This window comes from Streptococcus oralis ATCC 49296, assembly GCF_000185265.1.
In the GTDB taxonomy this organism is placed as follows: Bacteria; Bacillota; Bacilli; order Lactobacillales; family Streptococcaceae; genus Streptococcus; species Streptococcus oralis_BC.
Genome location: NZ_GL622183.1, coordinates 797,029 through 812,148, shown reverse-complemented (window position 1 = coordinate 812,148; position 15,120 = coordinate 797,029). Strand labels below are relative to the sequence as shown.

Annotated in this window: 12 protein-coding genes; 3 read left to right on the top strand and 9 right to left on the bottom strand. The window is 41.6% G+C overall.

Features of this window, described 5'->3' with window-relative positions; genetic code table 11:
* Positions 1 to 169 precede the first annotated feature (169 nt).
* Positions 170 to 1,231, top strand: a complete 1,062-nt coding sequence (gene dinB / locus HMPREF8578_RS06310) for a DNA polymerase IV (RefSeq protein ID WP_000904548.1) — start codon at positions 170 to 172, stop codon at positions 1,229 to 1,231.
* Positions 1,232 to 1,264: 33 nt separating this feature from the next.
* Here the strand turns inward: dinB and HMPREF8578_RS06305 are convergent, their stop codons facing one another.
* Together HMPREF8578_RS06305 and HMPREF8578_RS06300 are read right to left on the bottom strand one after the other, a co-directional pair.
* Positions 1,265 to 2,110, bottom strand: coding sequence for an undecaprenyl-diphosphate phosphatase (locus HMPREF8578_RS06305; RefSeq protein WP_000273574.1), 846 nt, complete (start codon positions 2,108 to 2,110; stop codon positions 1,265 to 1,267).
* Between the two features lie 59 nt (positions 2,111 to 2,169).
* Positions 2,170 to 4,065 (bottom strand): DUF2207 domain-containing protein, encoded by a 1,896-nt coding sequence (locus tag HMPREF8578_RS06300; protein ID WP_000747704.1) that lies wholly within the window; start codon positions 4,063 to 4,065, stop codon positions 2,170 to 2,172.
* Positions 4,066 to 4,194: 129 nt separating this feature from the next.
* Here HMPREF8578_RS06300 and HMPREF8578_RS06295 point away from each other — a divergent pair, with 129 nt between their 5' ends.
* Together HMPREF8578_RS06295 and HMPREF8578_RS06290 are read left to right on the top strand one after the other, a co-directional pair.
* A complete protein-coding gene (locus HMPREF8578_RS06295; protein WP_000732044.1) occupies positions 4,195 to 5,760 on the top strand; it encodes an ABC transporter substrate-binding protein/permease in 1,566 nt (521 codons plus the stop codon).
* Entirely contained in the window at positions 5,757 to 6,497 is a 741-nt protein-coding gene (locus HMPREF8578_RS06290) for an amino acid ABC transporter ATP-binding protein (protein WP_000193352.1), read from the top strand. Before HMPREF8578_RS06295 ends, HMPREF8578_RS06290 begins: the two co-directional genes overlap by 4 nt.
* Positions 6,498 to 6,589: 92 nt before the next feature.
* Here the strand turns inward: HMPREF8578_RS06290 and HMPREF8578_RS06285 are convergent, their stop codons facing one another.
* The 7 genes from HMPREF8578_RS06285 to fusA all read right to left on the bottom strand — a co-directional run bounded on the left by HMPREF8578_RS06285 (position 6,590) and on the right by fusA (position 14,907).
* Complete coding sequence (locus tag HMPREF8578_RS06285; RefSeq protein ID WP_001130031.1) at positions 6,590 to 6,805, bottom strand: capsule biosynthesis transcriptional regulator; 216 nt, start codon at positions 6,803 to 6,805, stop codon at positions 6,590 to 6,592.
* Positions 6,806 to 6,911: 106 nt separating this feature from the next.
* Entirely contained in the window at positions 6,912 to 7,808 is an 897-nt protein-coding gene (locus HMPREF8578_RS06280) for an SPFH domain-containing protein (protein ID WP_000479681.1), read from the bottom strand.
* 82 nt (positions 7,809 to 7,890) lie between these two features.
* Positions 7,891 to 9,141 (bottom strand): threonine ammonia-lyase IlvA, encoded by a 1,251-nt coding sequence (gene ilvA / locus HMPREF8578_RS06275; protein ID WP_000947301.1) that lies wholly within the window; start codon positions 9,139 to 9,141, stop codon positions 7,891 to 7,893.
* 79 nt (positions 9,142 to 9,220) lie between these two features.
* Positions 9,221 to 10,243 (bottom strand): ketol-acid reductoisomerase, encoded by a 1,023-nt coding sequence (gene ilvC, locus HMPREF8578_RS06270; protein WP_000290683.1) that lies wholly within the window; start codon positions 10,241 to 10,243, stop codon positions 9,221 to 9,223.
* An 89-nt stretch (positions 10,244 to 10,332) separates the two neighbouring features.
* On the bottom strand, positions 10,333 to 10,809 hold the full coding sequence (gene ilvN, locus HMPREF8578_RS06265) for an acetolactate synthase small subunit (RefSeq protein WP_001253813.1): 477 nt from the start codon (positions 10,807 to 10,809) through the stop codon (positions 10,333 to 10,335).
* Positions 10,802 to 12,502: an acetolactate synthase large subunit gene (locus HMPREF8578_RS06260; RefSeq protein ID WP_000411744.1), complete on the bottom strand. Its 1,701-nt coding sequence runs from the start codon at positions 12,500 to 12,502 to the stop codon at positions 10,802 to 10,804. The genes ilvN and HMPREF8578_RS06260 overlap by 8 nt, the downstream gene beginning before the upstream one ends.
* A gap of 323 nt (positions 12,503 to 12,825) precedes the next feature.
* Positions 12,826 to 14,907 (bottom strand): elongation factor G, encoded by a 2,082-nt coding sequence (gene fusA / locus HMPREF8578_RS06255; protein ID WP_000090336.1) that lies wholly within the window; start codon positions 14,905 to 14,907, stop codon positions 12,826 to 12,828.
* Positions 14,908 to 15,120: the final 213 nt, after the last annotated feature.

The following is a 15,120-nucleotide window of genomic DNA, read 5'->3' as shown; positions in this document are numbered from 1 at the left end:
GTAACCGATTTCAACAAGAGAAAATCGGTATTTTAGACGCTTTCTTTTATAATACAGTCCCTTTTTCGTTCTTATCTGTATTATATTTTTGAAAGTCAGGTTAGACTTTTTCCACTTTTTCAGAAAAAAGGGTATAATAAATAGAAAATGCCACTAGAAAGGGATTGGGATGCTCATATTTCCATTGATAAATGATCTGTCCAGAAAAATCATCCATATCGACATGGATGCCTTTTTTGCTGCGGTGGAAATCAGAGATAATCCCAAGTTAAAGGGCAAACCTGTCATTATCGGAAGCGATCCCAGACAAACAGGTGGGCGTGGTGTCGTTTCTACCTGTAGCTATGAGGCACGAGCTTTTGGTGTTCATTCAGCCATGAGCTCTAAAGAAGCTTATGAGCGCTGTCCCCAAGCTGTCTTTATCTCTGGAAATTATGAAAAGTATAAGACTGTGGGACTTGAGATTCGTGCTATTTTTAAACGCTACACTGATTTGATTGAACCTATGAGTATCGACGAGGCATACTTAGATGTGACGGAAAATAAACTTGGTATCAAGTCGGCCGTCAAAATAGCCCGCCTTATCCAAGAGGATATCTGGCAGGAACTACACCTGACTGCTTCTGCAGGCGTCTCTTATAACAAATTCTTGGCTAAAATGGCTAGTGACTATCAAAAACCACATGGTTTGACAGTTATCCTCCCAGATCAGGCCCAAGACTTTCTCAAACAAATGGACATTGCTAAATTTCATGGTGTGGGAAAAAAAACAGTTGAACGCCTTCATGAAATGGGCATTTATACTGGTGCAGACTTATTAGATGTCTCAGAAGTCACTTTAATCGATCGGTTCGGCAGACTCGGTTTTGACCTTTATCGAAAGGCAAGGGGCATTCATAACTCACCGGTCAAACCCGACCGCATTCGTAAGTCCATTGGCAAGGAAAAAACCTATGGAAAGATCCTACAAGTAGAAGAAGACATTAAAAAAGAGCTGACTCTCCTCTCTGAAAAAGTAGCTCTCAATCTCAGCACGCAGGACAAAGCTGGAAAAATCATTATCCTAAAAATACGATATGCTGACTTCTCCACTCTGACTAGACGAAAAAGCCTCCCACAAGCAACACAGGACGCTAGTCAGATTTCTCAAACTGCCCTTCAACTCTACGAAGAACTAGCTGAAAAAGAAAAAGGTATCCGTTTACTAGGAATTACGGTAACAGGATTTTAAAAAGCTTGAAGGAATCTTCCTTCAAGCTTTTTCTTATACAAACAAACGCACAAAACTATAGAGCAACAAGACACTACCGAGTACGATACGGTATTTACCAAAGAGTGTAAAGTCGTGCTTCTTCACATAGCTGGTCAAGAAACGAATGGCAACCATGCTGACTGCAAAGGCAACACCCATAGCAACCAAGAGCAAGAACAGTTGTCCAAAACTCAAGAGTTGACCTGCTTTAATAAATTTGAAAATCTTTAAAGCGCTGGCTCCGAACATGACAGGGATCCCGAGATAGAAGGTAAACTCTGTTACGACTGAGCGGCTCGTTCCATTCAACAAACCACCAACAATCGTCGCACCTGAACGGCTCGTTCCCGGGAAGAGGGCGAGGACTTGGAAGAGCCCAATATAAAGGGCTGTTTTATAAGGTAACTTGTCTAGCTCTGTTACTGTTGGTTCAATGGCTTGCGCCTTATTTCGTTTTTCAAGATAGATAAAGGCAACACCATAGATAATCAACATGATCGCAACTGAAACCATGTTATGGAAGTTGTCATAAAACCAATCATCTAGTTTAAAAACTAATAGCAAAGGCAAGGTTGCAACGAAGACTTTTGACCACAACTGCCAAGTTCTACGAACTTCGACCTTAGTTTTACCAGGTTTGAAGGGATTGAGCTTATTAAAGTAAATGACCGTAACTGCTAAAATGGCACCAAGCTGGATGACAACATTAAACATGGATATGAAGGCTGCATTCTGGTCCTTGTATTGTACAAATTCTTCAACCAAGATCAAGTGGCCAGTACTTGAAACGGGCAACCATTCTGTAATTCCTTCAACAATCCCAAAAAAGATTGACTTCAAAATTTCAATAAAATACATACATTACTCCTTTTTCTGTCCTCTATTATAGCATAATTTCAGATGTTGCGATAGATTTTTTAGAAGGCGCCGATGCTACCACCGCCTCCGCCTCCTGAGAATCCTCCACCTGAACTTCCACTTCCAGAAGATACAGAGTAATTGCTAGCTGTATTCGCGACAGCTGTATATTGCTTGATTTGTGCAGTTGAGGTGTAGAACTGTGAGTGCCAACCATAGGCTACATAAAGATTCAAATCTGGATTTTCAAGCTGAATATGGCGAACTTTCATTAACTTGCTCACCTTCTTGGCATAACCAAAGAGAGTCGCATAGACCAGTAGACGGTTCCAAAGGACGATGCTCTCTAGCTCGGCCTGATCCAGATGAGCGATGTCGCGAAGCATATTTTCAAAACTCGTCCAGAGATAGAAGATCTCCGCTCCTTCCTCTGTTAGAACTCCATCGCGATAGGCTCCTCGCGTGGCAAGATAAACCCAGAAACTAGCCCCTAATCCTGTCAATCCTAAGAGTAGAAATGGGATCGAAAAGAAACCATGTGTTTGCCAGCTATAGTAAAAGAATAGCAGTCCACCTAGAGCTGTTATGGCTGAACAAACTCGCATCCCGAGAGCAAGGCGGCGTTCCTCGCTTGTCAAGGGACGATAGTAGCTTGGGATACGAAGTACATGGACCTTATCCTTGACACAAGACTGAATGCGTTGAAGTCTTCCTTCAAAGGAGCGTTTAAGACGCGAGCCTGTTTCTCGGATATGTTTTTCATCTGATTCTTTGGCACCACGATAAAGGGAAGATGAAACTTGGTAATCAGGGAAGAGCTCTGAAATAGCCAATTCTTTCTTATTTGACAAAGTCATGCGCAGACATTCCTTCTCAAAATTGGACAAACCCTTTTCACTGATAATGCGCACATAAGGTTCTTCATCCCCTTGGAAAATAGATAAATGACCTCGATCTACTAAATCCAACAAGGTTGCCTGAATCAAACGTTCAAAAGTAAATTTGCCAAACCCTGATTTGTTTAGGGGATTGACTTCCTCTAAGGAAGTTGAATACACTGCTTCTGCTAAAACCATTGGAGGCAAATCCATCGGTGGTTCGTAGAGTCGATGATCTTTTGGAAAGACCTTTTTAATGCTTGTACTCTGACGAAACTTCCTATAGAAGAGAGGAACTAGAAGTAAGAGACTCATAAAAATGACGGGAAATACCCATTTCATCAAAATCTCACTTTGCGCTTTTTCTGTTGCTATATTGCTTTCAATACGGTTAAAATCGGTTAAACGTTCTTCCTCTAATCCTTGATCTGGAGCTCCTGCAAAAGCACTTCTAGGCCAGTATGCGTGTAATTCGATTTGTCGCTTTCTAGGAAGGTCTTTCATTTTGACATGATAGAGATTATTTACTTTTTCAACACTAGAGTCCCTTAGGAGTTGGCCTGCATGAAAATAGAGTTTCTCTGCTGGGGTATCAGAGCTAACCTTAAACTCAATCTCTTTGATGTCTCCACTACTATCTGTCAAGGGTTGCCAATTTAGCTCTGCGATATCCTTATATAAGAAGAGAAGGTTTGTTAGTTTCCAGGTAACCGTTACCCGAACAGTATCTCCAGCATATCCAGCATTGTAAATTTTTACCTTGTAGCCGTCCTCTTCCTCCATAGTATAGAAGGAAGCATTTTGAACAATTCTTCCATTTTTAGAGACCTGAACGGTCGGATCGGGATCAATGTCAAATCCTTCTGGCATTTTCCCAGCTTTCCCTAGTCCAACCAACTGACCATTATAATCGTCTCCAAAGCGGTAGGTAATTGTTTCCTTAAAAATTGCAGTATTATCTGCATGAATATTCAAATCACCCTGATAGGATAAGATATCAAAGTCTACTGCAAAAACCAGGCTCGGTATAAATAATAAATAAGCAAATACCAAAGCCAACAGCCATCTTTTTTTCATAATCGGTTCCCTTTCAATCTTTTTACCATTATATCATTTTTTATAAGTAAAGGCTTACTTGTATTGAAAATCTCACTATTTTTAGATACAATAGAGAGAGTCATTTTTAGACTAGAAATAGGAGAAAACATGAAAAAATTATGCTTATCTATCCTTGCTAGCCTAGCCCTTACCTTAGGACTAGTTAGCCAAGTCCAAGCCGACGAATATTTACGCATCGGGATGGAGGCTGCTTACGCCCCCTTCAACTGGACCCAAGACGACGATAGTAACGGCGCCGTCAAAATCGACGGTACCAACCAATATGCCAACGGCTACGATGTTCAAATTGCTAAAAAGATTGCTAAAGACCTTGGCAAGGAACCTTTGGTTGTGAAAACCAAATGGGAAGGACTTGTTCCAGCCCTTACTTCTGGCAAAATCGATATGATCATTGCCGGTATGAGCCCAACCGCTGAACGCAAACAAGAAATTGCTTTTTCAAGCAGTTACTATACTAGCGAACCGGTTCTATTGGTAAAAAAGGACTCTGCCTATGCGAATGCCAAATCTTTGGAAGACTTTAGCGGAGCAAAAATCACGTCTCAACAAGGTGTTTATCTTTATGACTTGATTTCCCAAATTCCAGGTGCCAAAAAAGAAACAGCTATGGGTGACTTCGCCCAAATGCGTCAAGCTCTGGAGGCCGGTGTTATAGATGCCTATGTTTCTGAACGACCTGAAGCAATGACCGCTGAGTCTGCTAACGCTAAGTTCAAAATGATCCAACCTCAACCAGGTTTCAAAACTGGCGAAGAAGATACAGCTATTGCCATTGGACTTCGTAAAGATGACAGCCGCATCAGCCAAATCAATGCGAGCATCGAAACCATCTCTAAGGATGAACAAGTAGCCCTCATGGATCGTATGATCAAAGAGCAACCTGTGGAGTCTACAACAACGGAGGAAGAAAGTAGTTTCTTTAGCCAAGTTGCTAAGATCCTTTCTGAAAACTGGCAACAACTCTTGCGTGGTGCTGGTATCACACTCTTAATCTCCATTATCGGAACCATCACAGGTCTCCTTATCGGACTTGCGATCGGGGTCTTCCGTACCGCTCCACTATCTGAGAACAAGGCAATGTACGCCCTACAGAAACTAGTCGGTTGGATTCTCAATGTCTATATTGAGATCTTCCGTGGTACACCGATGATTGTTCAATCTATGGTTATCTACTATGGAACTGCCCAAGCTTTCGGTATCAACCTTGACCGCACACTAGCTGCTATCTTCATCGTCTCAATCAATACGGGTGCCTACATGACAGAGATCGTTCGTGGTGGTATTCTAGCAGTTGACAAAGGACAGTTTGAAGCCGCAACTGCTCTTGGTATGACCCACAATCAAACCATGCGTAAGATTGTCCTACCTCAGGTTGTCCGTAATATTCTACCTGCTACTGGTAATGAGTTTGTCATCAATATCAAAGATACCTCTGTATTGAACGTTATTTCAGTTGTTGAGCTTTATTTCTCAGGAAATACTGTAGCAACACAAACCTATCAATACTTCCAGACCTTTACCATCATCGCCGTGATTTACTTTGTCCTCACCTTTACTGTGACCCGTATCCTACGCTTCATCGAACGTCGTATGGACATGGATACTTACACTACAGGTGCTAACCAAATGCAAACGGAGGATTTGAAAAAATGACACAACCAATCCTTGAAATCAAACACCTCAAAAAATCCTATGGGCAAAACGAAGTGCTAAAAGACATTTCCCTCACCGTCCATAAAGGAGAGGTTATTTCCATCATCGGAAGCTCAGGAAGTGGAAAATCAACCTTCCTTCGTTCGATTAATTTACTCGAAACACCTACAGAGGGAGAGATTCTCTATCGAGGAGAAAATGTCTTAGAAAAAGGCTATAACCTCACCCATTATCGTGAAAAACTCGGTATGGTTTTCCAATCTTTCAATCTCTTTGAAAATCTGAATGTCCTTGAAAATACGATCGTTGCCCAAACGACTGTACTCAAACGCGACCACTCTGAAGCTGAAAAGATTGCCAAAGAGAATCTCGAAAAAGTTGGTATGGGAGAACGCTACTGGCAAGCCAAGCCTAAACAACTCTCGGGTGGTCAGAAACAACGCGTGGCTATCGCCCGCGCTCTCTCCATGAATCCTGATGCCATTCTCTTCGACGAACCAACATCTGCTCTTGACCCTGAAATGGTTGGAGAAGTCCTCAAAATTATGCAGGATTTGGCTCAAGAAGGCTTGACCATGATCGTCGTAACCCACGAAATGGAATTCGCTCGCGATGTCTCTCACCGTGTCATCTTTATGGATAAGGGTGTCATTGCTGAAGAAGGCAAACCAGAAGAACTCTTCACGAACCCTAAAGAAGAACGAACAAAAGAATTTCTTCAACGCTATCTCAGCTAATAAACAAAGACTGCATAAAGAATGCAGTCTTTTTAATTTGTAATTGTAAAGAAAAGGCAGACTCGACTCAGGAATCTGCCTGTGACCACAGTTTAATCTTCAAATTTTTCATGATTTTTTTCATAGAAATCGATTAAACCAAGAGCTGTTTCAAATGAAATATTTTTAACTTTTGCGCGTCCTTGTGCTAGAGCAATGATAGACATTTCACGCGCATTCGTTTCTTTAGAGATACGGTAGCCTGTGATTTTCTTATCACGAACCCAGCCAACAACTGCTTCTACTTTTTCAAAGTTCGACTTAGCCATGTTCTTCTCCTAAATTATTCTTTACAATACTTAATTGTATACGTTTTTATTTCATTTGTCAATAAAAAAACATATATTCGTCGCAACTATATTATTCTGCATATTTTTATTTGGCTTTTAAAGCCGATAATATATGAGTTCTTATGTCCTCGACTCCATTAGGATTCGCTGGTAGGAAGATTGTATTATTACCCTCTTTATCTGCAAAATTATTCAACGTATCTAAATACTGGTTCGTTAATAGGATAGACATGATTTGTTCTTCAGTTAGCTCAACATTGGCTCCCTTTAACTCTTGGATAGAATCAGCTAGTCCGTCAACAATTGCTTTACGCTGCTCTGCAATCCCTACACCATGTAGGCGATCTTTTTCTGCTTCAGCTTCTGCTGCGGTCACGATTTTAATCTTATCTGCTTCAGCAAGCTCTTGCGCCGCAACTCTCTTACGTTGAGCCGCGTTAATTTCATTCATTGATTGTTTTACTTCAGCATCAGGTTCAACCTTAGTAATCAGCGTTTTGACAATGATATACCCATACGTAGACATTTCTTCCGCCACTTGTTTTTGAACTTCTAAGGCGATTTCATCCTTCTTCTCAAACAACTCATCTAGGGTTAGCTTTGGTACAGATGAACGCAAAGCATCTTCAATATAGGATTTAATTTGGGCTTCTGGACGCATCAATTTATAATAGGCATCTGTGACATTGTTTTCATTTACTCGATACTGAGTTGCCACATTCATCGTTACAAATACATTATCTTGCGTCTTGGTCTCTACAACAATCTCACTTTGCAACAAGCGTAGTTGAACTCTTGCCGCAATCCTATCAATTCCAAAAGGAGCTCGTAAATGAATACCACTATTGCTCAACTTTTGGTATTTCCCAAAACGTTCTATGATAGCGACAGATTGTTGTCGAACCACATACACAGAACTAACCATGATCACTGATGCAATCACCACTAAAAACAATAAAACAAGTAAAATTTGTAAAAACATGGGAATCTCCCCCTTTCGTCACCCTCATTATAGCACCATCATTACCATTACGCAAATAATATGATAATAATTTTATTTTAGCTTAAACTAACATATTATACAACGTTTCGTTCCCATTCAAATTAATATAAGATGGGTCAAACTTTTCCATTCGATGAATCAATCCAGCATAATCATGCTTATTGGCAAGGGCTACCCCAATCAAGACAGGACCTGTCCCCTTGCTTGCTCGTTTGATATATTCAAAACGAGTGATGTCATCATTTGGCCCCAAAATGTCATTTACAAACTCTCGTAGAGCTCCTGGACGTTGTGGGAAATTCACTACAAAGTAATGCTTGATTCCATCGTAAATCAAGGCACGTTCTTCCATCTCTGGCATGCGGTTGATATCGTTATTTCCTCCAGAAATAATACAACAAATCGTCTTGCCTTTGATATACTCTGATAAAACTTCCAAGGCTGCAACGCTGGCAGCTCCGGCTGGTTCTGCTACAATACCTTGTTTGGAATAAAGATCAATCAAGGTTTCAGAAATCAATCCCTCGTCCACCCCAATCAGCGTTTCAACATTCTTACGAGTCGCTTCATAGGTCAATTGTCCAACCTTTTGTACGGCTATCCCATCAGCGAACTTATCAATTTCTTTGAGCTTAACTGGTCCTCCAGCTTCAAAGGCAGCTTTCATCGAACGGGCTCCATTAGCTTCTACCCCAATCACTTCAATAGTCGGGTTAGTTTCCTTAATATAAGTAGAAACACCGGCAATCAATCCGCCACCACCTACTGGTACAAGTACTGTATCAAAATCAATAGACTCTTTACGGGCTTCTTCAAGAATCTCATAGGCCACCGTCCCTTGACCAGCCTGAACATGCGCATCATCAAAAGGATCGATAAAGGTGCGGTTTTCTGTTAATGTAAATTCTTGTGCTGCCTTAGCAGAAGCATCAAAGGTATCGCCAACCAACTTGATTGTCACAAACTCTCCACCGAAAAAGCGAACCTGCCCAATCTTTTGTTGCGGTGTTGTAATAGGCATAAAGATCGTTGCAGGAATCTTCATCTCATTACAAGTATAGGCGACACCTTGAGCGTGATTTCCCGCAGAGGCACAGACTACACCACGTTCACGTTCTTCTTTTGATAGTTGAGAAATGGCATAATAGGCTCCACGAATTTTAAAAGAGCGAACTCGTTGCGCATTCTCCTTTTTGAGATAAATCTTTGCTTGGTATTTTTCTGATAAATAATGATCATATTCTAGTGGTGTATCCACTACTACACCACTCAAAACTTTGTGGGCTTTCACCACATCTTTTGCACTTAGCATTGTCTCCTCCTCAAATACTGTTCAAGATAAAAAACGAGTTAGGTACCCCCAACTCGCCTTCTGTCTCTCTTTACAAGAATTAATTGTAGATTTTGAATGCGTCGTCGTCGTTTTTACCAACGAAAGGCATTGCTTTACGCAATTCTGCACCAACTTTTTCAATTTCAAGGTTAGCTGCTTGTTCACGGTAAGCAGTTAATTTTGGACGACCAGCCTTGTAGTCATTTACAAAGTCATTTGCAAATTTTCCATTTTGGATGTCTGCCAAAACAGCTTTCATGTTTTCTTTCACTTGCTCAGTAATCACACGTGGACCTGACACATAGTCACCGTATTCAGCAGTGTTTGAAATAGATTGACGCATTTTCTTGAATCCACCTTCATAGATCAAGTCAACGATCAATTTCATTTCATGAAGAACTTCAAAGTAAGCCAATTCTGGGGCATAGCCTGCTTCTGTCAAGACTTCAAAACCTGCTTCGATAAGAGCAGTCAAACCACCGCAAAGTACGGCTTGTTCACCAAACAAATCTTCTTCAGTTTCTTCTTTGTAAGTTGTTTCAAGCAAACCAACACGAGCTGCCCCAACACCTTTACACCAGTCCATAGCAATGTTTTTAGCATTTCCTGTAGCATCTTGGTAAACTGCGTAAAGAGCTGGCACACCAAATCCTTCTTCGTAAGTACGACGTACCAAGTGTCCTGGTCCTTTAGGAGCACACATGAAGACATCTACATCTGCAGGAACTTTGATAAATTCAAAGTGGATATTGAAACCATGAGCGAATCCAACTGCATTTCCAGCTTCCAAGTTTGGAGCGATTTCTGCTTCGTACAATTCTTGTTGGATTTCGTCTGGTGCCAAAATCATGATAACGTCAGCCAATTTAGTAGCTTCTGCTACTGTGTAAGTGTCAAATCCGTCTTCTTTTGCTTTGTCAAAAGATTTACCTGGACGCACACCGATGATGACATCACGACCTGAATCACGCAAGTTTTGCGCATGCGCATGTCCTTGTGAACCATAACCGATTACGGCGATTTTTTTACCGTCAAGCGCTGCTACTTTAACATCTTTTTCGTATTCCATTTGAACTGCCATAGTTTTTCTCTCTTTTCTATTTTTATTGCCTTATAGGCTGGTTAAACAAATTTATGCTGGATTTTATACTCATTGAAAATCAAAGAGTATTAGTCGCGGGTAAATCCAGTTGCACCCGTACGAGCGATATTTTTAATACCATATGGTCGAATCACTCGTAATAAAGCTTCACTCTTCTCAGCATTTCCCGTCATCTGGATGGTGATTGAGCTTGGAGCCACATCTACTACCGTTGCACGGAAAGGTTGGATAATGGCCAAGATTTCTGCACGCTTCTCAGCAGGAGCAGATACTTTTACCAAGATAACTTCTCTTTCCAAGTGCGGTTTATCTGTGATATCTCGGATGCGAATCACATCAATCTGACGATTGAGCTGTTTAATGATTTGCTCTACTTCATCATGAGATGCTACATCAATAATGATGGTGATACGAGATACATTGGGGTTCTCTGTCGCACCAACCGAGATACTCTCAATATTGACTTGACGACGAGAAAGGACACCTGTAAAACGATTCAAAACTCCTGAACGGTTTTGCAATCTAGCTGTTAACATTCTACGCATGGAACTTCACCCCCAACATCTCATGATTGCTCTTACCAGCTGGTACCATCGGTAAGACCTGTTCCTTACGAGAAATATCCACCTCGATAAACATGGGCACATCCTCCAGAATGACTTCTAGATCCTTCTCTATCGTCTCTGGATTATCAAATTTATAGTTTTTGATGCCGTAAGCCTGTGCCATCAGCTGGAAGTCAGGAAGGGTATCAAAGACTGACTCGGAAGTTCTACCCTCATAGAAGGATTCCTGCCACTGACGAACCATTCCTAGTGAGTGGTTATTCAACATGACAACCTTAATCGGCACCTTGTAGATGTTTAGGATAGCTAGTTCTTGGTTGGTCATTTGGAAGCCACCATCACCAACAAAAAGGATAACTTCTTTTTCTGGATTGGCAATCTTGGCTCCGATAGCTGCAGGAACGCCGAAGCCCATGGTACCCAAACCACCTGAAGTGACTAACTGACGCTCATTTTGGTAAGGATAATACTGAGCTGTCCACATTTGATGTTGCCCTACGTCAGTTACGACAATGGCATCCCCATGCGTCAACTCACCGATGCGTTCAATAACGGCCTGAGGTTGAACCACACGTTCTTTCTTATCATAAGAACGAACTCGATTCTTGTCCTTGGTGACTTTTTCAATCCACTTTTCAGTATTGTTATGAACAGTTGGTTCTGCCAGTAGCATCTGCAAGGCTTTCTTAGCATCCCCCACTACAGGAATATCTGCACTGATAATCTTACCAATCTCAGCTGGGTCAACATCGATATGGGCAACCTTAGCATTCTTCGCGAAGGTCTTAGGGTTCCCAGTCAAGCGGTCATCGAAACGGCAACCGATACTAATCATAAAGTCCGCTTCCGTCATTGCAATGTTGGCCGCGAAAGAACCGTGCATGCCTCCCATTCCGAGGAAGAGTGGATGACTCGTTGCAATGGTACCTTGTCCTAAAAGACTGGTCACGACTGGAATTTGGTAACGTTCAGCAAATTCATTGAGCTCCTTAGAAGCTTCTGCATAGCTGATACCACCGCCTGCTAACAAGACAGGTTTCTTGGCTTTTGACAATTGCTTCAAGATTTTCTTGATTTGCATGTCATTCGGATCAAGCGTCGGTTGGTAACTTGGTAAATTCACCTCCGGCGAATAGATGAAATCTGTCTCTAGAGCTGATACATCCTTGGGCAAGTCAATCACAACTGGACCTGGACGACCTGTCGTTGCGATATGGACAGCTTCCGTAATGATACGAGGAATATCTGCTGTCTCACGAACTTGGTAATTGTACTTGGTAATGGGCATGGTAATACCTACGATATCCGCCTCCTGAAAGGCATCCTTCCCAATCCCAGCTCGCGCAACCTGACCTGTAAAGACCAAAAGGGGAACGCTATCGCTCATGGCATCTGCAATCCCTGTAATGGCATTTGTTGCTCCCGGCCCACTCGTGACGACGGCAACGCCCAACTTTCCAGTTGATTTGGCATATCCTTCAGCTTCGTGCAAACAACCTTGCTCATGGCGTCCCAAGATGTGGCGAATACCTTTAAAATTGTATATCGCATCATACAAAGGTAAGACCGCACCACCAGGATAACCAAAAATGGTATCAATCCCTAAGTCCCGAAGTGTTTCCAAAACTAGGTCCGACCCCGTCTTAGGAGATTCTAAACTGATTTTCTCCATTGTTCCCCTTTCTCTTCTCTTAAAAAAATAGCTTGTTACTATCATACCATTTTTTCAAAAATTTTCAAGGCAAAAGAGTCAATTTTCTGAATTTTCTATCTAAAAGTGTATTTATGAATCTTTCCCTCATTTTTATTAACTTTTCTACGGAATTAGGAAGCTTTATTTACTTTAATTTATCAAATTAGAATATTTTCTTTCTGGATAGAATTAGTATTTTTCTCACTTAGCGACCAAATTTGTATACTATATTCAGCAAAAATGAATAGTTAAAGACAAAAAAAGGAAGCCACTAAGTGACTTCCTTCTAGAGTGAGGACTGATTAGTCTTCACCTTTGTTTTTCTTAATGATTTCTTCTTGTACTGACTTAGGTACATCTTCGTAGTGGTCAAATACCATCATGAAGGTACCACGTCCTTGAGATGCTGAACGAAGAACAGTTGCGTAACCGAACATTTCAGCAAGTGGAACGTAAGCACGAACGATTTGGCTGTTACCGTGTGCTTCCATACCATCTACACGTCCACGACGAGCAGTTACGTGACCCATAACATCACCAAGGTTTTCTTCTGGAACAGTGATGGTTACAAGCATCATTGGCTCAAGGATAGCTGGTTGTGCTGATTTAGCAGCTTCTTTAAGGGCAAGTGAAGCCGCGATCTTGAAGGCTGTTTCAGATGAGTCGACATCGTGGTATGAACCGTCGTAAAGCTTAGCTTTAACGTCAACCATTGGGTAACCTGCAAGAACACCGTTAGCCATAGATTCCACCAAACCTTTTTCAACCGCTGGGATAAATTCACGAGGAACCACACCACCGACGATTGCGTTTTCGAATTCGAATCCTTTACCTTCTTCGTTTGGACTAAACTCAATCCATACATCACCGAATTGACCTTTACCACCAGACTGACGTTTGAAGAATCCACGTGCTTGAGTAGAAGCGCGGAATGTTTCACGGTAAGATACTTGAGGAGCACCTACGTTCGCTTCAACTTTGAACTCACGACGCATACGGTCAACAAGGACGTCAAGGTGAAGTTCACCCATACCAGAGATAACTGTTTCACCAGTTTCAACGTTTGTTTCAACGCGGAATGTTGGATCTTCTTCAGCCAATTTTTGAAGGGCGATACCCATCTTGTCTTGGTCAGCTTTAGATTTTGGCTCAACCATCAACTGGATAACTGGTTCTGGAACGTGGATTGACTCAAGGATGATTTTAGCTTTTTCATCTGTCAATGAATCACCAGTAGTTGTATCCTTCAAACCAATAGCAGCTGCAATATCACCAGCATAAACGGTTTCGATTTCTTGACGACTATTGGCATGCAATTGCACAAGACGTCCGATACGTTCACGTTTGCCTTTAGAAGTGTTCATTACGTAAGAACCTGATTGAAGAACACCTGAGTATACACGGAAGAATGTCAAACGACCTACAAATGGGTCTGTTGCAATCTTGAAGGCAAGAGCTGCGAATGGCTCTTCGTCAGATGCTGGACGAGTTTCTTCTTCGTCTGTATCTGGGTTGATACCTTTGATCGCTGGGATATCAAGTGGGCTTGGAAGGTAGTCAATAACCGCATCAAGCATCAATTGAACACCCTTGTTCTTGAAGGCAGAACCACACAATACCGGGAAGAATTCAACGTTGATAGTTGCTTTACGGATAGCAGCTTTCAATTCTTCGTTAGTGATTTCTTCACCTTCAAGGTATTTCATCATCAAGTCTTCATCAGTTTCAGCGACTGCTTCAACCAATTTTTCACGATATTCTTGAGCTTGGTCAAGGTATTCAGCTGGAATATCTTCTTCAAGGATATCTGTACCAAGGTCATTAGTATAGATTTCAGCTTTCATCTTAATCAAGTCGATGATTCCTCGGAAGTCATCTTCAGCACCGATTGGCAATTGGATTGGGTGTGCGTTTGCTTGAAGACGGTCGTGAAGTGTGCTTACTGAGTAAAGGAAGTCAGCACCGATTTTATCCATTTTGTTGGCAAATACGATACGTGGAACTCCGTACTCAGTTGCTTGACGCCAAACTGTTTCAGTTTGAGGCTCAACACCTGATTGTGAGTCAAGAACAGTAACCGCACCGTCCAATACACGAAGAGAACGTTGTACTTCGATTGTGAAGTCCACGTGTCCTGGTGTGTCGATGATGTTTACGCGGTGGTTGTTCCATTGAGCTGTTGTCGCAGCAGATGTGATAGTGATACCACGTTCTTGCTCTTGCTCCATCCAGTCCATTTGTGACGCACCTTCGTGAGTTTCACCGATTTTGTGGATTTTACCAGTGTAGTAAAGAATACGCTCAGTAGTTGTTGTTTTACCGGCATCGACGTGAGCCATGATACCGATATTACGAGTTTTTTCAAGTGAAAATTCGCGTGCCATGAGGTTTGTTTCTCCTATTTATTTTAATTTCTATTCTATTATAACACGATTTTAATAAAAACGGATAGGCAGGACCTACCCGTTCTCAATGTTTATCTTGTTTTTGTTGGTTTCAACTTGTAGACAAGTTGAATTGAACTCAGGCTAAAGTTAGTTAGCCGATTTGAGCCGGAACGGGATGCTGTGTGAAAAAGATAAACTTCCTTGTATTCG

What these genes read in the sequence shown, in the direction of transcription:
- HMPREF8578_RS06285 (WP_001130031.1), bottom strand. Translation starts at nt 6,805, where the DNA reads ATGGCTAAGTCGAACTTTGAAAAAGTAGAAGCAGTTGTTGGCTGGGTT.
- fusA (WP_000090336.1), bottom strand. Translation starts at nt 14,907, where the DNA reads ATGGCACGCGAATTTTCACTTGAAAAAACTCGTAATATCGGTATCATG.
- HMPREF8578_RS06305 (WP_000273574.1), bottom strand. Translation starts at nt 2,110, where the DNA reads ATGTATTTTATTGAAATTTTGAAGTCAATCTTTTTTGGGATTGTTGAA.
- dinB (WP_000904548.1), top strand. Translation starts at nt 170, where the DNA reads ATGCTCATATTTCCATTGATAAATGATCTGTCCAGAAAAATCATCCAT.
- HMPREF8578_RS06290 (WP_000193352.1), top strand. Translation starts at nt 5,757, where the DNA reads ATGACACAACCAATCCTTGAAATCAAACACCTCAAAAAATCCTATGGG.
- ilvC (WP_000290683.1), bottom strand. Translation starts at nt 10,243, where the DNA reads ATGGCAGTTCAAATGGAATACGAAAAAGATGTTAAAGTAGCAGCGCTT.
- ilvA (WP_000947301.1), bottom strand. Translation starts at nt 9,141, where the DNA reads ATGCTAAGTGCAAAAGATGTGGTGAAAGCCCACAAAGTTTTGAGTGGT.
- HMPREF8578_RS06300 (WP_000747704.1), bottom strand. Translation starts at nt 4,065, where the DNA reads ATGAAAAAAAGATGGCTGTTGGCTTTGGTATTTGCTTATTTATTATTT.
- HMPREF8578_RS06260 (WP_000411744.1), bottom strand. Translation starts at nt 12,502, where the DNA reads ATGGAGAAAATCAGTTTAGAATCTCCTAAGACGGGGTCGGACCTAGTT.
- HMPREF8578_RS06295 (WP_000732044.1), top strand. Translation starts at nt 4,195, where the DNA reads ATGAAAAAATTATGCTTATCTATCCTTGCTAGCCTAGCCCTTACCTTA.
- HMPREF8578_RS06280 (WP_000479681.1), bottom strand. Translation starts at nt 7,808, where the DNA reads ATGTTTTTACAAATTTTACTTGTTTTATTGTTTTTAGTGGTGATTGCA.
- ilvN (WP_001253813.1), bottom strand. Translation starts at nt 10,809, where the DNA reads ATGCGTAGAATGTTAACAGCTAGATTGCAAAACCGTTCAGGAGTTTTG.